The organism is Bacillus sp. (in: firmicutes) (genome assembly GCA_017656295.1).
Classification (GTDB): Bacteria; Bacillota; Bacilli; order Bacillales; family JACDOC01; genus JACDOC01.
In genome coordinates, this window is the sequence record JACDOC010000008.1 from 76,471 (window position 1) to 97,234 (window position 20,764).

The window sequence follows — 20,764 nt, forward strand, 5'->3', positions numbered from 1 at the left end:
AGAGGATGAAAGATCCGAAAAACACCCGCGTTGTTGTAGGAATGTCTGGCGGTGTCGATTCTTCCGTTGCCGCCCTGTTGTTAAAAGAACAAGGGTATGATGTCATTGGTGTGTTTATGAAAAACTGGGACGACACGGACGAAAATGGTGTCTGTACGGCAACAGAAGATTACAATGACGTCATTCGGGTTTGTAATCAACTTGGCATTCCTTACTATGCGGTGAACTTTGAAAGACAATATTGGGATAAAGTATTCACATACTTTTTAGATGAATATCGTGCTGGAAGAACACCGAATCCAGATGTGATGTGTAATAAAGAAATTAAGTTTAAAGCATTTCTTGACCATGCGATGAACTTAGGGGCAGATTATGTCGCAACTGGTCATTATGCTCGGGTTGACTATCGGGACGGCGAAGTCAAAATGTTACGCGGTCTCGACCAAAATAAAGACCAAACGTACTTTTTAAATCAATTGACACAAAAACAACTGTCTAATGTTCTCTTCCCAATTGGGGAACTGGAGAAAAAACGGGTTCGTGAAATTGCCAAGGAAGCCGGTTTGGCGACCGCAACAAAAAAAGATTCAACGGGGATTTGTTTTATCGGTGAACGTAATTTTAAAGAATTTTTAAGTAATTATTTACCGGCTCAACCAGGAAAAATGATGACGTTGGACGGGGAAGTGAAAGGAACCCATGACGGATTGATGTATTATACAATTGGACAACGTCAAGGTCTGGGCATTGGTGGAGCTGGTGAACCATGGTTTGTTGTTGGGAAAAACTTAAAAGAAAATATTCTTTACGTTGCTCAAGGCTTTGATAATGAATACTTATATTCCGATTCCATCATTGCGACAAACGTCAACTGGATTTCGGATAAAGAAAAACCATCGGAATTTAAATGTACAGCAAAATTCCGTTACCGTCAGCCAGATAACGGTGTGACGGTACAACGCTTGGAAGGAGACAAAGTAAAAGTCATTTTCGACAAGCCTATTCGTGCCGTGACTCCAGGACAAGCTGTCGTCTTTTACAATGGAGAAGAATGCTTAGGCGGCGGTACGATTGATGAAGTGTATAAAAACAATGAACGTCTCCATTACGTTGGATAAGCCTCAACTCTGTATTGAGTTGGGGTTTTCCTATTTTCTAGCTGATGATGGTGAAACATATGATATACTGCCTATAGAAAATGAAACGAGGTGGCAAGCATGAATTACAACCAGCAAGGTATTTCCTTTTTACAAGAAGGCAAATATGAAGAGGCGATTCAAGCTTTTACAAAGGCGATCGAAGAAAATCCACAAGACGAAGTGGCTTATATCAATTTTGGAAATGTACTATTAGCAGTTGGAGAAAAAGATCGTGCGAAAGCTTTTTTTGAAAAAGCGCTGGATTTAAACAAGGAAGCTGCTAGTGCATATTACAGTTTAGGTAACCTGTATTACGAAAATCATCAATTCGAGGAAGCGCTCCATATGTTCCAGCAAGCGCTAAAGCATGGGCTTAACGAAAGCGACGTGTATTTTATGCTTGGCATGTGTTTTGTGCAGGTAGATCAAACAAAATTAGCTTTACCGTATTTACAGCGAAGTGTCGAACTAAATTCCAATGATGTGGAAGCACGCTTTCAATACGGACTTTGCTTAGCAAAATTAGAATACTATGATGAAGCGATTCACCAGTTGGAGGAAGTCATTCGCCAAGATGATCAACATGCCGATGCGTATTACAATTTAGGCGTGGCATATTCAGGTCATTTAGAAGATGTTGAAAAGGGCATAGCGATGTTTGAAAAAGCGTTACAAATTCAACCTGATCATATGTTGGCAGGCTACGGAAAGAAATTATTGGAAAAATTACAAGAAAATCAATTAGATTGACCGTTAAGGAGTGGTTTCATGGAACGCCAACAATCGTTAATAATGGTCGAGCAATTTTACATAAAAGGGCGCCCCATTGCGACCATTTTTCATAATGAGGAAAATTTATATACGGTGCTTCGTTTGGAAATTGATGATACGAACCTTTCCTATGAAGAAAAAGAAGTGACGGTTATCGGAAATTTTCCAAAAATACACGAGCAAGAAACATACACTTTTTTTGGCGTTTTTCATGACCACCCGAAATTTGGCCTCCAATTTAAAGCTCATTCATTTCAAAAAGAAATCCCAACGACAAAACAAGGAATCATTCAATATTTATCGAGCGATTTGTTTAAAGGGATTGGAAAAAAGACCGCACAATTAATTGTTGATACCCTTGGAGAGCAAGCGATTTCGAAAATAGTGGACAATCCGGATGTGCTTAAAGAGGTTCCAAGATTATCCAAAGATAAAGCCGATACGATTATAGAAACATTACTTATGAACCAAGGGTTAGAGCAAGTGATGATGGCATTAAATAAATTAGGCTTTGGTTCACAGCTTTCATTAAAAATTTACCAAGTGTATAAAGACGAAACGTTATCGATAATTAATCAAAATCCGTATCAACTCGTCGAAGATATAGAAGGAATCGGATTTACACGCGCCGATGAACTCGGAAGAAAAATGGGCATTGAAGGTAATCACCCAGCTCGGATTAAGGCGGCCTGTTTGTATAGCCTAGAGCAGCTTTGTTTGCAAGAAGGCCACGTGTATATAGAAGCAGAAGATTTGTTAAAAGCGGTAAAAAAACTACTTGAACAAAGTCAGCCAACCTCTATTGAATTTACAGAAATATCACGGGAAATCATCCATTTAGCGGAAGAAGGAAAACTTATTGTAGAAGAGCAGCGGCTTTATTTACCTTCGCTCTATTTTTCAGAAAAAGGCATCGTCCGCCACATTCAGCGCATTTTATCGCAAACTGAGTACGAAGAACTGTTTCCACAATCGGAATTTTTGCTGGCCTTAGGTGAACTGGAGGAACGAATCGGCATCCAATATGCACCGTCGCAGCGAGAAGCAATTCAAACTGCGCTAATGTCTCCAATGATGATTTTAACCGGGGGACCAGGAACAGGAAAAACGACGGTTATTAAAGGTATTGTTGAACTGTATTGTGAATTGCACGGTCTGTCGATGGACCCAAAACAGTACGCAAAAGATGAGTCCTTCCCGATTGTTCTGGCTGCTCCTACTGGACGTGCCGCGAAACGGATGAGTGAATCGACAGGTATTCCTGCACTGACGATCCACCGATTGTTAGGTTGGAATGGTCTCGATGGGTTTGAACATGATGAAGAACGGCCAATTCAAGCGAAGTTATTAATTGTTGATGAAATGTCGATGGTGGATACGTGGTTAGCTAATCAATTGTTCAAAGCGTTACCTGATGAAATCCAAGTCGTCCTTGTGGGAGATGAAGACCAACTGCCATCGGTCGGACCAGGACAAGTGTTAAAAGATTTACTCGACTCCAAGCTCATTCCAACCGTCAGATTAACGGATATTTATCGCCAAAAAGAAGGGTCAACAATTATTGAACTTGCCCATCAAATGAAAAATGGTGTTGTTCCAGAAAATTTAACGTCTCCACAAAAAGACCGTTCCTTTATAAAGTGTTCGGCGACACATATCGCCGATGTAGTGAAAAAAGTTGTAGAAAATGCCTTAAAAAAAGGATATACGAAACGAGATATTCAAGTATTAGCCCCGATGTATCGGGGGCCTGCCGGAATTGATAAGTTGAATGAATTGCTTCAAAGCGTGTTTAACCCAAATGAAGGAAAAGATCGTAAAGAAATTCAATATGGAGATGTCACTTATCGCATCGGTGATAAAGTTCTTCAACTCGTGAACCAGCCAGACCATCATGTCTTTAACGGAGATATGGGCGAAATTGTTTCAATCAGTTATGCGAAAGAAAATACAGAAAAAGAAGATATGGTCATCGTTTCGTTTGATGGCAATGAAGTAACGTACACGAAACAAGAGTTAAATCAAATTACTTTAGCGTATTGTTGTTCGATTCATAAGTCACAAGGTAGTGAATTCCCGATCGTCATTTTACCGGTCGTCAAAAGCTATTACCGGATGTTACGTAGGAAATTGCTTTATACGGCAGTTACGCGGAGCAAACGCTTTTTAATTATATGTGGGGAGGAAGAAGCGTTTCGCTTAGGTGTAAGTAAACAAGAAGATTCGATTCGGAAAACGACTTTAAAAGAAAAGCTAAAAGCGTTGTTGAAGGATGATGAAAAAGATGAACCCATTGTGCTCGATGAAGAAGCTCTTATGAAGGTAGATCCGATGATTGGGATGGAAAACGTTACACCTTATGATTTTATGGAGAAGGGTTGATACTAAAAATGTTCGGAAAGGTGGGAAAATCTTTGCGAACATTTACCCTTCTCAACCGTTTATATGTAGTCTCCCTCCAAACAGGTGAAGTCGTTGGGGAAATATGTGATATAGGAATTGATTCCAATGGGCGTGTCAAAGGGCTTATCGTCAAACGAAAGAATCGGATTTTTCCCAAAAGTTATTGGTTACCGTTAACAAACGTTCAACAGTTTGGGCATGATTGTATTTTTATTAAAAGCGAAAACGAATTACTCGAAGGGAAACACGCTGAAAACTTGTATACCATCAAGCACGATGAATCGCTATATGGGAAAGAGTTATTAACAACTGAAGGTGAACACTTAGGATTGCTCCAAGATGTATATTTTTTGGAAGATTTGGGCACAATCGTAGCATATGAAATAACCGAAGGACTTTTTACCGATTTACGGGAAGGGCCACAAGTCATTTCTTCTTCAAATCCTCCAAAAATTGGTAAAGACGCGGTTATTATTACGTAATGGAGTACGAGGTGTTCATAATCGATGTTACAGTGCCCAAACTGTCGTAGTAAAAATTTAGGGAAAATCGGTGTTAACCAATATTATTGCTGGGATTGTTTTATTGAACTTTCTGTTTCTGAAGGGCTCATTCATACGCATCAAGTAGAAGAGGATGGAACGTTAAGTTCATTAGATGATTTGTTTTCTGAGGAAGAGCGGCGTTTTTCATCCTAAACAATTAGAGGTGAAATGATTTGAATCGAGCGATGACTTCCTTAATTAGTTTTGGTGTAGGATTGGCAGCAGCAACAATGAATCCAAAACGGCTACGTCGACAAATGAAAAAGATACGAAAGCGAATAGGTTGGTAATAATAAAGGGTTGCTTAAAAGCAGCCCTTTTTTGTTTTTGTTGAATATTTCTCTTTTTTAACAGAAAAACTAACGAAAGGGGGATGGAACGGTGAAACTAAACCTACAATGGATTTATTGGCTTGGAACGATCCTTTTGTTCTTAATTGTCGTTTATTTTATTTATTTATTACATCCGATTTGGTTACCTATCGTTCATATCGTCTTAAAAGTATCTCTCCCGTTTATTCTTGGCGGATTTATTACGTACTTACTACACCCTTTTGTAGAGCATCTTCATGAAAAGGGGCTTTCCCGAGTATTGGCTATATTCATTATTTACGTCTCTTTTTTTACAATCACTGGATTAGCTATTTATAAAGGTATACCGCTTGTTATTCGCCAAGTACAAGATTTTTCGCAAAATATTCCAATGTTTGCAGACCAATATTCTCACTGGCTTCAAATGATTGAACAGAAAACTGAGGGGTGGCCGGTTCGTTTACAGGAAGAACTTGATGAACGAATTCATCAATTAGAACGGCGATCAGCTCAACTTCTTGATCAAATGGGAGATGGAATGGGATACGTGACGAAATTGATATTTCTTCTTGGACTTATTCCATTTATATCGTTTTATTTGTTAAAAGATATTGAAAAAGTGAAGAAAATGTGTTGGTATCTCACTCCGAAAAGCTGGCGTAAACAAAGTCTTCAATTTATACGCGATGTAGAAGAATCATTGGGAGGGTATATACGTGGGCAGTTCATCGTCGGTACGATAATTGGCACCCTAGCGTCAATTGCTTTTTGGTTGATAAAAATAAAATATCCTCTGCTACTTGGGATTTTCGTTGGTATTACTAATATCATTCCTTATTTTGGTCCAATTATCGGAGCGATTCCAGCGGTCATCATCGGCGCAACAATATCCTTTCGAACTGTCTTATTCGTTATCGTTATCATTGCTGTTCTTCAATTTATTGAAGGAAACATTCTCTCTCCTTATATTGTGGGTAAAAATTTGCACATGCATCCGTTACTTATTATGGCCGCTTTACTAGTTGGTGGTGAAATCGGTGGAATCATTGGGCTTATTATTGCTGTCCCGATTTTAGCTATCCTAAAAACAGCCATTATTCATGGAAAAAACCATTTCATAATCAGACGTTGACAAAGAGGAAGAAAGTTTTCTATAATTCCTGTTAGACAAGTGAAGATTGGGAAATCAATGAAGGATCGAGTATGTTATAGGCCATCTGTAGCGCATGAATCATGCGTCGAAGAGAGGAATTTCCGTAGGCTGAAAGAAATTCCAGATGAAGGATAACAGAAAGCTAATCCAGAGGGCAGGTTAATCCCTGACGTGTTGCCGCGTTAAGGCATGAAAGTGATGGATACGTCTTTATTTAGGAGTATTCATAATCAGGGTGGTACCGCGAGCACGCTCTCGTCCCTGTCCAGGGATGAGGGCTTTTTTTATTTTTCACTTTAAGTACATCATTTAAAGGAGGAAGAGGGAATGAAAAAGTTAACAGGTTCTGAAATACGGCAAATGTTTCTTGAATTTTTCGAACAAAAGGGACACAAAATTGAACCGAGCGCGTCGCTTATTCCAGTTGACGATCCTTCCTTACTTTGGATTAACAGTGGTGTTGCAACATTAAAAAAATATTTTGATGGCCGCGTTGTCCCGGACAATCCACGCATTACGAACGCACAGAAATCGATTCGTACGAACGATATTGAAAACGTCGGAAAAACGGCGCGCCACCATACGTTCTTTGAAATGTTAGGAAACTTTTCCATCGGTGATTACTTTAAAGAGGAAGCGATTGAGTGGGCATGGGAATTTTTAACCGATCCAAAATGGATTGGCTTTGATCCAGAACGATTGTCCGTTACCATTCATCCAGAGGATGAGGAAGCGTATGAGATTTGGAAAAACAAAATTGGCATTCCAGAAGAGCGCATTATTCGTTTAGAAGGAAACTTCTGGGATATCGGAGAAGGGCCAAGTGGTCCAAATACAGAGATCTTCTACGATCGTGGACCAGAATACGGAGACGACCCAACGGATCCAGAATTATATCCAGGTGGCGAAAATGAACGTTACTTAGAAGTCTGGAACTTAGTATTTTCCCAATTTAACCATAACCCAGATGGTACATATACCCCATTACCGAAAAAGAACATTGATACGGGAATGGGTCTTGAACGCATGGCTTCCGTTGTTCAAGATGTACCGACGAACTTTGATACCGATCTATTTATGCCAATTATTGAAGCAACGGAAAAGATTTCAGGTGAAAAATATCGAGTGGATGCGGAAAAAGACGTGGCATTTAAAGTCATTGCCGATCATATTCGTACGGTGACATTTGCTATTGCTGATGGAGCGTTACCATCCAACGAAGGTCGAGGTTATGTGTTACGTCGTCTTCTTCGCCGGGCGGTTCGTTATGCGAAACAAATTAACATTGAACGTCCATTTATGTACGAGCTCGTACCGGTTGTAGCGGAGATTATGGCTGATTTTTATCCAAATGTAAAAGAAAAGAGCGAGTTCGTTCAAAAGGTCATTAAAAACGAAGAAGAACGCTTCCATGAAACGTTAAACGAAGGACTAGCGATTCTTTCTTCACTCCTTGAACAAGCAAAGCAAGAAGGAAAACAAATGCTTGATGGAAAAGATGTTTTCCGTCTATATGATACGTACGGTTTTCCGGTGGAATTAACGGAAGAATACGCTCTTGAGAAAGGTCTCTCTCTCGATATAGAAGGATTTGAAAAAGAAATGGAACGTCAACGCGAGCGGGCCCGTTCGGCACGTCAAGACGTAGGATCTATGCAAGTTCAAGGAGGCTTGCTTAGCTCTATTACGGAAGAGAGCCGCTTTGTTGGCTACGATCAATTTGAAGTAAAAGGAACAGTGAAAGTTCTTGTGAAAGATGACGAATTGGTTGATGAAGTACATGAAGGAGAAGAAGTCCAGTTTATTCTTGATCAAACACCGTTTTACGCAGAAAGCGGTGGACAAGTAGCGGACAAAGGGCTACTAACAAATGAAGAGGTAGAAGTAGAGGTACAAGAAGTTCAAAAAGCACCGAACGGTCAACACCTTCATACAGGTATCGTGAAAAAAGGTTCCTTAAAGAAAAACATGAAGGTTCTTGCTTCGATTGACCTCGCTTCCCGGAGCAAAATTACGAAGAACCATACGGCAACTCACTTACTACATCAAGCGTTAAAAGATGTATTAGGCGATCATGTCAACCAAGCTGGTTCCTTAGTTGAACCTGACCGTTTACGTTTTGACTTCTCCCACTTCGGGCAAGTTCAACCGGAAGAACTTGAACAAATTGAGACCATCGTCAACGAAAAAATTTGGGCGAACTTACCTGTTACAATTGACTATAAAGGATTAGAAGAAGCAAAAGCGATGGGGGCAATGGCTCTATTCGGTGAAAAATACGGTGATATCGTTCGCGTTGTTTCTGTCGGAGACTATAGCTTAGAGCTTTGTGGTGGCTGTCACGTTCCAAACACATCTGTGATTGGTCTATTTAAAATTGTATCCGAAGGTGGAATTGGTGCAGGAACACGTCGTATTGAAGCCGTTACAGGAGAAGCGGCGTATCGCTTATTGAATGATCAAGTTCAAATGTTAAAAGATGTTGCCCAAAAGTTAAAATCCCATCCAAAAGATGTAATTACTAAAGTTGATGCCTTGCTCCAAGAAATGAAAGAGCTACAGCGTGAAAACGAGTCTCTAGCAGCGAAACTTTCCAACATTGAAGCTGGTAACTTAGCGGACAAAGTAAAAGAAGTGGAAGGAATTAAAGTTTTAGCCAGCAAAGTAAACGTCGCTGACATGAATAGCTTACGGAACATGGTCGATGAGTTAAAACAAAAACTAGAGTCCGGTATTGTCGTTTTAGGTACGGCGCAAAACGGAAAGGTCAACATTATCGCTGGTGTGACGAAAGACTTAGTTAATAAAGGTTATCATGCCGGTAAACTTGTGAAAGAAGTAGCGTCACGTTGTGGTGGTGGCGGTGGTGGTCGTCCAGATATGGCGCAAGCAGGCAGTAAAAATCCGGAACAATTAGATGCGGCCCTTCAATTTGTAGAAGAATGGATCAAATCCGTTTAATTTCGGGCAAAAGTAGTGTACAATGTAGGTAACAATTGACATTTGGGACTCCGGTAGGAAGATGACCTCTATCTTCCCAATTGTGTATGATAGAGGTCCTTTTTGTAAGAGATCCTTAGTAGAGAGGTGCATGTGATGAGCTCGTTTGATAAAACGATGCGGTTTAATTTTTCCGATGAATCTTTTGAACATGATGTAAAAGAAGTGCTCATGCAAGTGTACGAGGCGCTTCATGAAAAAGGGTATAACCCTATTAATCAAATTGTCGGATATTTATTATCGGGAGACCCAGCCTACATTCCACGACATAAAGATGCCCGTAACATTATTCGCAAACTAGAGCGTGATGAAATTATTGAGGAATTAGTGAAATCCTATTTAAATCAACATCGTGAGGGATAAATACATGAGAGTTTTAGGTCTTGATGTGGGCTCCAAGACCGTAGGAGTGGCATTAAGTGATGAATTAGGGTGGACAGCCCAAGGGCTTGAAACAATTCCGATTAACGAGGAAGAGCAAGAGTTTGGTTTTAAGCGTCTAGCCGAAATCATTGATGAGTATAACGTAGAAAAGATTGTTGTCGGCTTTCCAAAAAATATGAACAACACCGTGGGCCCCCGAGGGGAAGCAGCTCAACACTACGCCAAATTATTAGAAAAAAAGTTTGGCTTACCGGTTATACTATGGGATGAACGATTGAGCACCATGGCGGCAGAGCGGGTGTTACTTCAAGCTGATGTCAGTCGAAAAAAGCGAAAAAAAGTGATTGACAAAATGGCAGCTGTTATGATTTTACAAGGCTACTTAGATAGCCAAAAATAATATGAGGTGATAGAATATGGAACATGGTGAAAAACACATTACAGTAATTGATGAAAATGGAAACGAACAGCTTTGCGAAGTGTTATTTACGTTTGAATCTGATCAATTTAATAAGTCGTACGTTCTTTATTACCCAGTAGGTGCTGAAGAAGACGAAAACGAAGAAATCGAAATTATGGCATCTGCCTTCACACCTGGTGAGGACGATGACGGCGGCGAATTGCAGCCGATTGAAACTGAAGAAGAATGGGATATGATTGAAGAAATGCTTAACACATTTTTAGCTGAAGAAGATGAAGAATAAGAAACCGAATGGCCACTTCTAAAGTGGTCATTTTTGTTTGTTAAATGATGAAACGGTTGGTGAAAAAAATATAATTTGTAAATAACAAAAAAAAGCTATGAAGTCCATATTCCAATCATTAGGTGCAAAACATCCTCATTTTGGTGCAAAAGTAATCAAAAGTGGTACATAAAGCATTCTTATCTGATTTTTAATTCTATTTTTGGCATTGATGTGAAAATGAATGGAGTTATCTAAACAAGCTAAATCTTTAAACATCGCTGATACCTATCCTTTTTACTACACTATAGATGGCATATCTCTTTTCATTTTTATGGAATTTTGATGAAAAAAGAATTTGGTCTAGCATGTGATCGATTTTATAGTATAATAGTGAAGATGAGTAAAGAACGAATATCCCACTTTTTGGAAGGGGGAGCGGAGATGACAGAAAAGAAAGATTATCGAGAGGAAATGTATAAAAAATTGCTTGAACGAAAAGAAGAAGCAAAAACCGTTCGAAAAATTGTTTTCTTTACTACATTAACGATCGTTGTCATAATGTTAGTGGTTGGCATTAGTGGATTTTGGTACGTGAATTCGGCTTTAAAACCACTTGATGCGGATAGTAATAAGCAAATTGAGGTAGAAATTCCAATCGGTTCGAGTGTCACTACCATTGCGAACATTTTAGAAGATAAAGGAATCATTAAAAATGCAACCATCTTTCGCTATTATGTGAAATTTAACAATGAGTCAGGATTTCAGGCGGGAACATATGCATTATCTCCGTCAATGACGTTACAACAAATTATTAAGAGTTTAAAAACAGGAAAAGTATATCAAGAAGTAAAATGGAAACTAACAATTCCTGAAGGGTTGCAGCTTGTTGAAATTGCCGCAATTATTGCGGAAAAAACGAATCAAAAGAGTGAAGACGTTTTTAGTCAGTTGAATGATCCAGAATTTATTAAGAATTTAATGAACAAATATCCAGCATTATTAACGGAAGAAATTTTAGATGAAAATATTAAATATCCTCTTGAAGGGTATTTATTCCCAGCAACGTATCCAATGTATGAAGACAACCCTACAGTAGAGGAAATTGTCGATATCATGTTAGAAAAAACTGTAGAAGTTATTAGTGAATATGAAGATGCAATAATTGAGCGGAATTTATCCGTACACGAATTGTTAACGATAGCTTCTCTTATTGAAGAAGAAGCAACAGCTAAAGCTGACCGTCAAAAAATAGCCAGTGTTTTTTATAACCGTTTAGATGCCGAAATGCCATTACAAACCGACCCAACGGTTTTATACGCCTTAAACAAACATAAAGATCGAGTGTTATACAAAGATTTAGAAGTACAATCCCCGTATAATACGTATATTCATAAAGGCTTGCCGCCGGGTCCGATTGCGAACGCGGGGAAAATGTCCATTGAAGCTGCTTTGTTCCCAGCGGATACGGATTATTATTACTTCTTAGCCAACGCAGAAGGAGAAGTGTTCTATTCCACTACTCTTCAAGAGCATAACGAATTAAAAGCGAAATATATTACGAATAACTAATAATTGATAAGAATATGGAAAGAAATATTCGCTTTCCATATTCTTTTATGTTAAAATAGATAAAGTATGTTCCAAAAGCGTATTTCACAGATGTATGGTAAGTAGAAAGCGACTCCGCTTTCTCTTTTTCATGTTTCTATACCTGTGAGCGCTTTTTTTCATGTGATTATCTTTTAACTAAAACCGACAACTTTCCCAGTTTAGGGAAAAAGGAGGATGTTGTCGTGAATCAAAGGATAGAGTCGTACATCGCTTCCTTCATTCGTGAGAAGTCGTCCTTATTTTTAGAGATGGAACAATATGCTATAGAACAAAACGTCCCAATAATGGAGTCGGTTGGGATGGAAGCATTGCTACAGTTCCTTCGTCTTCAACAGCCCAAAACGATTTTAGAAATCGGGACGGCCATCGGTTATTCGGCATTACGAATGGCCTATGCCTTACCTAACACAACCGTTGTAACCATTGAGCGGGATAAAAAACGATATGAAGAAGCTCTTTTATATATTCAACGTTCAGATGCTAGCGATCGGGTAAAACCTATTTTTGGGGATGCCTTAGAAGTGTTCGATACTGTGAAGGAATGGGGCCCTTTTGATGCGATTTTTATCGATGCAGCGAAAGGGCAATATCAAAAGTTTTTTGAGTTGTATGAACGACTTTTAACATCAGAGGGAAGTATATATTCCGATAACGTGTTATTTAAAGGCCTAGTCGTCGCCGAGGAATTCGACAATAAGCGAATCAAGCAATTAGTAAAAAAAATTAGAGCCTATAATGAATGGTTAATGCACCATCCTTCGTATCATTCGATCATTCTTCCTGTAGGTGACGGGATTGCAATAAGTAAAAAAAGAGGTGGAAGCAATGAAAAAGCCTGAATTGTTAGTGACACCAACGTCAGTAGACGATATTCTGCCGCTTTGCGATGCAGGAGCAGATGCGTTTGTCGTTGGAGAAATGCGCTACGGGTTACGATTAGCAGGTGAATTTTCTAGAGAAGATGTAAAAAAAGCGGCTGAACTTGCTCATAGTCGTGGAAAAAAAGTATACGTTGCAATGAACGCGATCTTTCACAACGATAAAGTCGATGAACTAGCTGACTATGTAAAATTTGTACAAGAGATTAACGCGGATGCGATTATTTTTGGTGACCCAGCGGTGTTGATGACCGTTCGAGAAGTAGCGCCAAATATGAAGCTGCACTGGAATACAGAAACAACTGCGACGAACTGGTATACATGTAATTATTGGGGAAGAAAAGGAGCTAAACGTGCTGTTCTTGCACGTGAAATTAACATGGATGCCATTTTAGAAATTAAAGAACACGCGGAAGTAGAAATCGAAGTGCAAGTGCACGGAATGACGTGCATGTTTCAATCGAAGCGGACGTTACTTGGTAACTATTTTGAATACCAAGGAAAAGTGATGGAAATCGAAAACCGAAAACAAAATAAAAACATGTTCTTACACGATAAAGAACGTAATAATAAATATCCAATTTTCGAAGATGAAAACGGTACTCATATTATGAGTCCAAATGATATTTGTATCATTGATGAATTACAAGAGATGATCGAAGCCGGCATTGATTCTTTTAAAATTGACGGGGTTTTAAAAAGCCCTGAATACATTATCGAAGTAACAAAACTTTATCGACAAGCGATTGATACATGCGTAGAAGACGTCGATCGTTACGAAGAGATAAAAGATGAGCTTTATGCAAAAATTGAAGAAATTCAACCGGAAAATCGTCCGTTAGATACAGGTTTCTTCTTTAAAGAAACGGTGTATTAAAGGAGGGTCAGAGATGACGGTAGTAAAAAATGATAAAATATCAACCATTGTTGATGGAAAACGGGTCATTGTCAAAAAACCAGAGCTACTCGCACCAGCCGGTAGCTTAGAAAAATTAAAAATTGCCGTTCATTACGGTGCTGATGCGGTATATATTGGTGGACAAGAATATGGGTTACGCTCCAACGCTGATAACTTTACGCTAGAAGAGATGAAAGAAGGGGTGGAGTTTGCTAATAAGTACGGAGCAAAAGTGTACGTAACAACTAATATTTATGCCCATAACGAAAACATTAACGGATTAGAAGAATATTTAAAGGGCATTCAAGATACAGGGGTAACGGGAATCATCGTCGCTGATCCCCTCATTATTGAAACATGTCGTCGGGTCGCTCCAAAATTAGAAGTCCATTTAAGTACGCAACAATCCCTTACTAACTGGAAGGCTGTTCAATTTTGGAAGGAAGAAGGGCTTGAACGTGTTGTATTAGCGCGTGAGACCAGTGCAAAGGAAATTCGTGAAATAAAAGAAAAAGTGGATATCGAGATTGAAACGTTCATTCATGGAGCGATGTGTATTTCTTATTCCGGTCGCTGTGTATTAAGTAACCACATGACAGCACGTGACTCTAACCGTGGTGGTTGCTGTCAGTCTTGTCGCTGGGATTATGATTTATATGAATGGAACGACGGAAATGAAATTCCGTTATTCTCTGAAAACGACGCCCCATTTGCAATGAGTCCCAAAGACTTAAAATTAGTGGAATCTATTCCAAAAATGATTGAGCTCGGTATTGACAGTTTAAAAATCGAAGGTCGTATGAAATCAATTCATTACGTAGCGACAGTGGTAAGCGTTTATCGTAAAGTAATCGACGTTTATTGTGCTGACCCAGATAACTTTAAAATTAAGAAGGAATGGTTAGAAGAATTAGATAAATGTGCGAACCGGGATACGGCTCCGGCTTTCTTTGAAGGCGTCCCAGGATATCAAGAGCAAATGTTCGGGGTTCATGGAAAGAAAACAAAGTACGACTTTGTCGGACTTGTGTTAGACTATGACCCTGAAACACAAATGGTGACATTGCAACAACGTAATTACTTTAAGCCGGGAGACGAAGTCGAGTTCTTCGGTCCAGAAATCGAAAACTTTACGCAAGTTATTGATACGATTTGGGATGAAGATGGAAATGAACTTGAGGCTGCTCGCCATCCATTACAAATCGTGCGCTTTAAAGTGAACCAACCAGTTTATAAATACAACATGATGCGAAAGGAGAACCGGTAAGAAAGATGAATCGTAAACCCGTAGTCATTGGTGTAGCGGGCGGATCGGGGTCCGGAAAAACGAGTGTTACAAAAGCCATTTATGATCATTTTCAAGGTCATTCCATTTTAATGCTGGAACAAGATTATTATTATAAAGACCAAAGTCATTTACCATTTGAAGAACGGTTAAAAACGAACTATGATCATCCGCTTGCTTTTGATAACGATTTGTTAATTGAACATTTACATCAATTATTACAATACAAACCGATTAAAAAACCTGTGTATGACTATAAACTGCATACCCGTTCTGACGAAGTTATTCATGTTGAACCAAAAGATGTGATTATATTAGAAGGCATTTTAGTATTAGAGGACGAAAGATTGCGCAACTTAATGGATATTAAGGTGTATGTTGACACTGATGCAGATATTCGCATCATTCGAAGGTTACAACGGGACATTAAAGAACGCGGACGAACAATGGAATCGGTCATTGACCAATACATTAACGTCGTTCGTCCGATGCATAACCAATTTATCGAACCGACAAAGCGTTATGCCGATATTATCATTCCTGAGGGTGGCCAAAACCATGTCGCTATCGACTTAATGGTCACAAAAATTCAAACAATTCTTGAACAAAAAGCATTTTTGTAATACGATATCATAGATATCAAATATAAATAAGTGAGAAAGATTGTTCATTTCGTTGCGCGCCCTCCTATTGGGGACGCGCAAAAACTTATATTTCGTTCCGTTTATTTTACATAGGCGAACAATTTGGATGAAGAGGAGTGAATAGTTTTGTCTAACGAAAAAGTATACCCAATGACTAAAGAAGGTAAAGAGAAATTAGAACAAGAATTAGAATACTTAAAAACGGTTAAAAGAAAAGAAGTAGTCGAGCGTATCAAAATTGCGCGCAGTTTCGGAGACCTTTCCGAAAACTCTGAATACGATTCAGCGAAAGAAGAACAAGCGTTTGTTGAAGGCCGTATTTCTACTTTAGAAACGATGATTCGAAATGCGAAAATCATTGAAGATGATGAGCTTAATTCAGATACCGTTTCCCTTGGTAAGTCCGTTACGTTTGTTGAATTACCAGACGGTGAAGAGGAAACATACACGATTGTAGGTAGTGCAGAAGCCGATCCGTTCGAAGGCCGTATTTCGAACGATTCCCCGATTGCGAAAAGTTTACTTGGTCGTAAAGTAGGGGAAGAGGTAGTTGTTCAAACACCAGGCGGTGACATGACTGTCAAAATTATTGCTATAAAATAAAGGAAGCATTTGCGTGCTGAACTTACGATGTTCAGCACGTTTTTTATTGTCTCTTTTTCTCTCATGATTATTACGAAGGCAATTCGTCAACAATGAATTTGAGGTGTTGCTTTTGAGACGACGAATGGTCATGTTGGGGTGTTGTTGTCTACTGATGATTGTTACATATCTTGGAAGGTTAGCTCAAATTCAATTATTTCAAACAGAAGACTTTTCCAAGCATCATATTAACTTATTAGAAGCAAGTGTCCGCCAACGAACTCAACAACTAATTATTGACGAGGGACGAGGGGGCTTTTTAGATCGCTATGGTAAACCTATAACGTATGACGAATTTACCGTTTTAATATTGTTTCCGTTTTTACGTCAATTGAATTGGGAAAAAGAAAAGGTAGCTCAAATTTTACAGCTACCAGTAGAGACGTTAGAAAAGCAAGTGAAGGAAGCAAAAGTACCGTTTGAATTAAAACATCCAAAAACGGAAGCTCCGTTTTCGCTTACGGAGGAGCAAATGCAGCAAATCAATGCTCTAGAAATTCCTGGGGTTTTTGCGATGATCAAAAAATATCCGAAAAAACAACATATCGCCCAACACTTGATTGGAATTACTCGACAAACCAATCAACCGCTACACGAAAAATATCCGGATAAAAATGTTAAACAAGCTGCCCAAATTGGAATTTCGGGGTTACAATTAGCTTTTGATGAGTTTCTCATTGCTGAACAAGAGACGAAGCTGTTGTATCATGTAGATGGAGAAGGGGACCCGTTGTTTGGAATTGATGTAAAGCTACTCACTCCATCGAACCCGTTTTATCCTGTCAATGTACAAACAACCATTGATGTTGACATTCAAGCGAAAGTAGAACAATTAGTTGATTCTCACGGCGTGACTGAAGGAGGGCTTGTCCTTTTAGATGTTCAGACGAATGAAATTTTAGCCATGGTTTCACGTCCGAAAATGAATTTAGCTGATCCTTACGAGAACAACAGTATTGTAAATCGGATGATAACGTCCCTTCCGCCAGGCTCAATTTTTAAAACGGTGGTGGCTGCGGCAGCTGTAGAAAGGGGAGAGCTTTCAGAAGGAGCAACATTTAATTGTGATCTTGATATATATGGAAAAAAAGACGATCGTGAACTTGGCATGCTTACCTTTGATGAAAGCTTTGCTCAAAGTTGTAACCGGACGTTTGCTTTGTTAGCGAAACAATTCAGTAAACAAGACCCCCAATTTTTTGACACTTATGCGGAAAAATTAGGGCTATTAGGTCCTGTTGGTTGGAGAGGCGATTTGTTTCATTTTTCTTCCTTTCAACCGCTCATAAGAGAAGAAAAAGGACAACTTTTTTCAAAAGAGGACGACCGTAACGATGCGAATTTCATCGCCCAAACCGCTATTGGCCAACACGATGTTCGAGTAACGCCATTAGCGGTGGCCAATATGATGGCGACTATCGCTCGTGGTGGAATACAAATAGAGGTCATGTCGGTAAAAGGAATTAAATACAAAAATGGAACCACGATGAAGACATTACAGCAACAACGTAAAGAAGCTTCCATATCGTCGATAACCGCCTCCCGTCTACAACATCTGTTACGACAAGTGGTTACAAGTGAAAAAGGTACCGGACGATGGCTAGCTTCAATGCCTTATGAAGTAGCCGGGAAATCGGGAACGGCCGAGACAGGGATGTTTGTGGAGGGGCGTCAGCTTTATCATAAATGGTTTGCAGGGTACTTTCCTTTTAATGAACCGAAATATGCGTTAGTTGTTGTTAATATGAATGTACCGGAAGATAAAGGTAGCGTCATTCCTCTTTATCAAGAAGTTGTTCAATTTTTATACGATTGGGACCACAATAATACGCTTTCGGAACCACAGTTACTTGAATAATTGTAACACTTTGTCCATTGTTTCTAAAAGACATGGTACAATAGAGACGAGGAAAATGGGGGTGGAGAGTTCATGGGAAAATATATAGATGAATTAGGACCACGTTCTTCACGCCGAGCACGGCGGAGAAAAACAAACAGAGTTTTAAATATTTTAATTGGAATTGTTCTTTTATTTATTTTGTTGATTGGAGGTTCGCTATTTTGGAACAACACTGACGATGAACGAGCCGATTCGGCCACAAAACTAACAACGAAAAAAACGAATGAAGAACAAACGAAATCCAATAGCGATAACCGATTAGCAAATGACGATACGGAGAATGCTGCAACAAAGGAAGATAAAACGACAGATACCGTTAACAATGAACCAAAAGATGATGTTGAAACAATGGATGATCAAGACGTTATTGTCACGGAGGGAAGCGACGATCCGAATGTCATTCAAACCGTTGTCAAGGCAAACTGGGAACCGATTGGAACAAACCAAACCGGAGAGCATGTATCATCGTATGATAAAGATTCGCTCGATTGGGAAGAAAAGCTCCAAGCTATTGCGTATGCCCTTGGGGTCGCAGTAGATGAGATGACCGTTTGGTATGTCGAAAACGGGGGTTCACCTCATACGGCAATCGGTACGATAACGACATCCCAATCTTCCGATGTGTATCGTGTGTATATCGAATGGGTTGACGAAAAAGGTTGGAAACCAACAAAAATTGAATTGTTAAAAGAAAATGATAAAGCCAATGGAGAAGAATAATCCATTGGCTTACTTCTTCCTTTTAAAATGAACAACGGCCGTATAATATTTTCGTCCATCGGGATCAAATTGAACTTGGTGGTGAACTGAGTGAACCATTAACATAATGGCTTTATTATGGTCAATTTGCTCATTAATCTTTTTTTCTAATGTTTTTAAATCATACGCTTCAAAAAATTCCACTTTGTCCTCAAACAAATCTAATTGAATATTCATTTTCATCCCTCCAGTCTTTATTTTACCGATTGTCCACTGTGTCACCAATATTTTTTTGTTGCCCAATGTTTTGGAATATGGTAAATTTAGAACAGTTTAACTTTTAAATTCATACTAAATTTATAGGAATTGTTAGTATATAGGTAAGGAGTGTATTCCTATGGGACGTGAATTTTTAGATATTTTTCAACAATGGGCGGAATCTTATGATGAGACTGTTTCAGGTCATGATTTGGAATATGAAAAAGTGTTCGAACACTATGAGGATATATTAACGAAAACGGCTGATCGTTCGTTTGGAACGGTACTTGAATTCGGTCCTGGTACAGGAAATTTAACTTTGAAGCTGATCGAACGTCAACGTAAAGTCATAGCCGTTGAGCCATCTCTGGCAATGCGCAAAAAAGCGGAAAAAAAGCTTCAAGGAAAAGCGATATTGTTAGATGGGGATTTCTTATCGTTTGAAGTAAACGAACACATTGATTCCATTGTGAGCACCTATGCGTTCCACCATTTAACGGATGAAGAAAAAGCGAAAGCCTTTGAATTGTATGGAAAGATGTTAGCGAAAGGTGGTAAAATAGTCTTTGCCGACACGATGTTCGAGTCAAAAGAAGCGTACGAAGAGACGATTCAACAAGCGTTAGCTAACGGATTCCATAACTTAGCAGAGGATTTGCATCGTGAATATTATACAACTCACGAAGTGTTACGTTTGTTAGCGGAACAAAACGGCTTTTCGGTGACGTTTGAACGTTGCAATGATTTTGTTTGGTTAATGGAAGCGGTGAAACGGTAATCCATGTTTCAACATTTTTACAGAAAGAGGTTGTAGTCATGAAAGTAGCCATTATCGGTGCAATGGAAGAAGAAGTACAATTACTTCGGAATCATATTGAAAACCGGACAGTAGAAACGATTGCCGGCTGTGAATTTACTTCCGGTGAGATGAACGGAGTGGACGTTGTTTTATTACGTTCAGGAATCGGAAAAGTAAATGCTGCTATGTCAACGGCTATTTTGTTACACCATTTTCGTCCAGATGTAGTCATTAATACTGGTTCAGCTGGTGGTTTTGACCAGTCGTTAAACGTAGGGGATGTCGTGATTTCGACGGAAGTACGTCACCATGATGTAGATGTGACAGCATTCGGCTATGAATATGGTCAAGTACCACAAATGCCTGCTGCTTATGTGGCAGATGAAAAATTAAAAACGATTGCGATTGAATGTGCAAAAGAAATGTCAGACATTCAAGTGACAAGTGGATTAATTGCCACTGGCGATTCATTTATGAACGACCCAAAACGGGTAGAGTATATTCGCGACAAGTTCACCGGTTTACAAGCGGTTGAAATGGAAGCGGCGGCGATTGCCCAAGTGGCGTACCAATTCAATGTCCCATTCGTCATTATTCGTTCATTATCTGATATTGCAGGAAAAGAATCGAACGTTTCGTTTGAACGATATCTAGAAAAAGCAGCAGTTAATTCGGCTAACCTAGTCATGAAAATTATTGCTACATTAAAAAATGCTTAACAAGTAAAAGGCCTACTCTAAGGCCTTTTACTTTCATCG

22 protein-coding genes are annotated in these 20,764 nt (G+C 39.2%); 21 read left to right on the top strand and 1 reads right to left on the bottom strand.

Annotated features, from left to right (window positions below):
- Positions 1-5: 5 nt before the first annotated feature.
- The 19 genes from mnmA (at position 6) to H0Z31_09045 (ending at position 18,970) form a co-directional block, all read left to right on the top strand.
- Complete coding sequence (gene mnmA / locus H0Z31_08955; protein MBO8177567.1) at positions 6-1,118, top strand: tRNA 2-thiouridine(34) synthase MnmA; 1,113 nt, start codon at positions 6-8, stop codon at positions 1,116-1,118.
- A gap of 99 nt (positions 1,119-1,217) precedes the next feature.
- Positions 1,218-1,889, top strand: coding sequence for a tetratricopeptide repeat protein (locus tag H0Z31_08960; protein MBO8177568.1), 672 nt, complete (start codon positions 1,218-1,220; stop codon positions 1,887-1,889).
- A gap of 18 nt (positions 1,890-1,907) precedes the next feature.
- On the top strand, positions 1,908-4,292 hold the full coding sequence (locus tag H0Z31_08965) for an ATP-dependent RecD-like DNA helicase (protein MBO8177569.1): 2,385 nt from the start codon (positions 1,908-1,910) through the stop codon (positions 4,290-4,292).
- 32 nt (positions 4,293-4,324) lie between these two features.
- Positions 4,325-4,795, top strand: a complete 471-nt coding sequence (locus tag H0Z31_08970) for a PRC-barrel domain-containing protein (protein ID MBO8177570.1) — start codon at positions 4,325-4,327, stop codon at positions 4,793-4,795.
- Positions 4,796-4,819: 24 nt separating this feature from the next.
- Positions 4,820-5,011, top strand: a complete 192-nt coding sequence (locus H0Z31_08975) for a hypothetical protein (GenBank protein ID MBO8177571.1) — start codon at positions 4,820-4,822, stop codon at positions 5,009-5,011.
- A gap of 20 nt (positions 5,012-5,031) precedes the next feature.
- Positions 5,032-5,148, top strand: a complete 117-nt coding sequence (locus tag H0Z31_08980) for a DUF3918 family protein (protein ID MBO8177572.1) — start codon at positions 5,032-5,034, stop codon at positions 5,146-5,148.
- A 91-nt stretch (positions 5,149-5,239) separates the two neighbouring features.
- Positions 5,240-6,301, top strand: coding sequence for an AI-2E family transporter (locus H0Z31_08985; GenBank protein ID MBO8177573.1), 1,062 nt, complete (start codon positions 5,240-5,242; stop codon positions 6,299-6,301).
- A gap of 348 nt (positions 6,302-6,649) precedes the next feature.
- Complete coding sequence (gene alaS, locus H0Z31_08990) at positions 6,650-9,283, top strand: alanine--tRNA ligase (protein MBO8177574.1); 2,634 nt, start codon at positions 6,650-6,652, stop codon at positions 9,281-9,283.
- A gap of 135 nt (positions 9,284-9,418) precedes the next feature.
- Positions 9,419-9,685 carry an IreB family regulatory phosphoprotein gene (locus H0Z31_08995; GenBank protein MBO8177575.1) on the top strand — a complete coding sequence of 89 codons (267 nt, stop codon included), beginning with the start codon at positions 9,419-9,421 and terminating at the stop codon, positions 9,683-9,685.
- 4 nt (positions 9,686-9,689) lie between these two features.
- On the top strand, positions 9,690-10,106 hold the full coding sequence (gene ruvX, locus H0Z31_09000; protein ID MBO8177576.1) for a Holliday junction resolvase RuvX: 417 nt from the start codon (positions 9,690-9,692) through the stop codon (positions 10,104-10,106).
- 16 nt (positions 10,107-10,122) lie between these two features.
- Positions 10,123-10,410 (top strand): DUF1292 domain-containing protein, encoded by a 288-nt coding sequence (locus tag H0Z31_09005; protein ID MBO8177577.1) that lies wholly within the window; start codon positions 10,123-10,125, stop codon positions 10,408-10,410.
- Positions 10,411-10,833: 423 nt separating this feature from the next.
- Positions 10,834-11,961 carry an endolytic transglycosylase MltG gene (gene mltG, locus H0Z31_09010; protein ID MBO8177578.1) on the top strand — a complete coding sequence of 376 codons (1,128 nt, stop codon included), beginning with the start codon at positions 10,834-10,836 and terminating at the stop codon, positions 11,959-11,961.
- Between the two features lie 290 nt (positions 11,962-12,251).
- A complete protein-coding gene (locus H0Z31_09015; GenBank protein MBO8177579.1) occupies positions 12,252-12,842 on the top strand; it encodes an O-methyltransferase in 591 nt (196 codons plus the stop codon).
- On the top strand, positions 12,829-13,758 hold the full coding sequence (locus H0Z31_09020) for a U32 family peptidase (protein MBO8177580.1): 930 nt from the start codon (positions 12,829-12,831) through the stop codon (positions 13,756-13,758). Before H0Z31_09015 ends, H0Z31_09020 begins: the two co-directional genes overlap by 14 nt.
- Before the next feature lie 13 nt (positions 13,759-13,771).
- The gene (locus tag H0Z31_09025) at positions 13,772-15,046 is read left to right on the top strand and encodes a U32 family peptidase (protein MBO8177581.1); all 1,275 of its coding nucleotides are present in this window, start codon (positions 13,772-13,774) and stop codon (positions 15,044-15,046) included.
- Between the two features lie 5 nt (positions 15,047-15,051).
- Positions 15,052-15,687, top strand: a complete 636-nt coding sequence (gene udk, locus H0Z31_09030; GenBank protein ID MBO8177582.1) for a uridine kinase — start codon at positions 15,052-15,054, stop codon at positions 15,685-15,687.
- Between the two features lie 147 nt (positions 15,688-15,834).
- Positions 15,835-16,311, top strand: a complete 477-nt coding sequence (gene greA, locus H0Z31_09035; GenBank protein MBO8177583.1) for a transcription elongation factor GreA — start codon at positions 15,835-15,837, stop codon at positions 16,309-16,311.
- 124 nt (positions 16,312-16,435) lie between these two features.
- Positions 16,436-18,208, top strand: coding sequence for a penicillin-binding protein 2 (locus H0Z31_09040; protein ID MBO8177584.1), 1,773 nt, complete (start codon positions 16,436-16,438; stop codon positions 18,206-18,208).
- Positions 18,209-18,280: 72 nt separating this feature from the next.
- Complete coding sequence (locus H0Z31_09045) at positions 18,281-18,970, top strand: YrrS family protein (GenBank protein MBO8177585.1); 690 nt, start codon at positions 18,281-18,283, stop codon at positions 18,968-18,970.
- Positions 18,971-18,979: 9 nt separating this feature from the next.
- Here H0Z31_09045 and H0Z31_09050 read toward each other — a convergent pair whose 3' ends face one another.
- A complete protein-coding gene (locus tag H0Z31_09050; GenBank protein ID MBO8177586.1) occupies positions 18,980-19,186 on the bottom strand; it encodes a YrzA family protein in 207 nt (68 codons plus the stop codon).
- Positions 19,187-19,346: 160 nt separating this feature from the next.
- Here H0Z31_09050 and H0Z31_09055 point away from each other — a divergent pair, with 160 nt between their 5' ends.
- The gene (locus tag H0Z31_09055; protein ID MBO8177587.1) at positions 19,347-19,985 is read left to right on the top strand and encodes a methyltransferase domain-containing protein; all 639 of its coding nucleotides are present in this window, start codon (positions 19,347-19,349) and stop codon (positions 19,983-19,985) included.
- Positions 19,986-20,023: 38 nt separating this feature from the next.
- Positions 20,024-20,725, top strand: a complete 702-nt coding sequence (gene mtnN, locus H0Z31_09060) for a 5'-methylthioadenosine/S-adenosylhomocysteine nucleosidase (protein ID MBO8177588.1) — start codon at positions 20,024-20,026, stop codon at positions 20,723-20,725.
- Positions 20,726-20,764 lie beyond the last annotated feature (39 nt).

Bases quoted from the DNA above. Each gene is read 5' to 3' on its own strand.
- mnmA (MBO8177567.1), top strand. From the start codon at position 6: ATGAAAGATCCGAAAAACACCCGCGTTGTTGTAGGAATGTCTGGCGGT.
- H0Z31_08960 (MBO8177568.1), top strand. From the start codon at position 1,218: ATGAATTACAACCAGCAAGGTATTTCCTTTTTACAAGAAGGCAAATAT.
- H0Z31_08965 (MBO8177569.1), top strand. From the start codon at position 1,908: ATGGAACGCCAACAATCGTTAATAATGGTCGAGCAATTTTACATAAAA.
- H0Z31_08975 (MBO8177571.1), top strand. From the start codon at position 4,820: ATGTTACAGTGCCCAAACTGTCGTAGTAAAAATTTAGGGAAAATCGGT.
- alaS (MBO8177574.1), top strand. From the start codon at position 6,650: ATGAAAAAGTTAACAGGTTCTGAAATACGGCAAATGTTTCTTGAATTT.
- H0Z31_08995 (MBO8177575.1), top strand. From the start codon at position 9,419: ATGAGCTCGTTTGATAAAACGATGCGGTTTAATTTTTCCGATGAATCT.
- ruvX (MBO8177576.1), top strand. From the start codon at position 9,690: ATGAGAGTTTTAGGTCTTGATGTGGGCTCCAAGACCGTAGGAGTGGCA.
- H0Z31_09005 (MBO8177577.1), top strand. From the start codon at position 10,123: ATGGAACATGGTGAAAAACACATTACAGTAATTGATGAAAATGGAAAC.
- mltG (MBO8177578.1), top strand. From the start codon at position 10,834: ATGACAGAAAAGAAAGATTATCGAGAGGAAATGTATAAAAAATTGCTT.
- H0Z31_09015 (MBO8177579.1), top strand. From the start codon at position 12,252: ATGGAACAATATGCTATAGAACAAAACGTCCCAATAATGGAGTCGGTT.
- H0Z31_09020 (MBO8177580.1), top strand. From the start codon at position 12,829: ATGAAAAAGCCTGAATTGTTAGTGACACCAACGTCAGTAGACGATATT.
- H0Z31_09025 (MBO8177581.1), top strand. From the start codon at position 13,772: ATGACGGTAGTAAAAAATGATAAAATATCAACCATTGTTGATGGAAAA.
- udk (MBO8177582.1), top strand. From the start codon at position 15,052: ATGAATCGTAAACCCGTAGTCATTGGTGTAGCGGGCGGATCGGGGTCC.
- H0Z31_09040 (MBO8177584.1), top strand. From the start codon at position 16,436: ATGGTCATGTTGGGGTGTTGTTGTCTACTGATGATTGTTACATATCTT.
- H0Z31_09045 (MBO8177585.1), top strand. From the start codon at position 18,281: ATGGGAAAATATATAGATGAATTAGGACCACGTTCTTCACGCCGAGCA.
- H0Z31_09050 (MBO8177586.1), bottom strand. From the start codon at position 19,186: ATGAATATTCAATTAGATTTGTTTGAGGACAAAGTGGAATTTTTTGAA.
- H0Z31_09055 (MBO8177587.1), top strand. From the start codon at position 19,347: ATGGGACGTGAATTTTTAGATATTTTTCAACAATGGGCGGAATCTTAT.
- mtnN (MBO8177588.1), top strand. From the start codon at position 20,024: ATGAAAGTAGCCATTATCGGTGCAATGGAAGAAGAAGTACAATTACTT.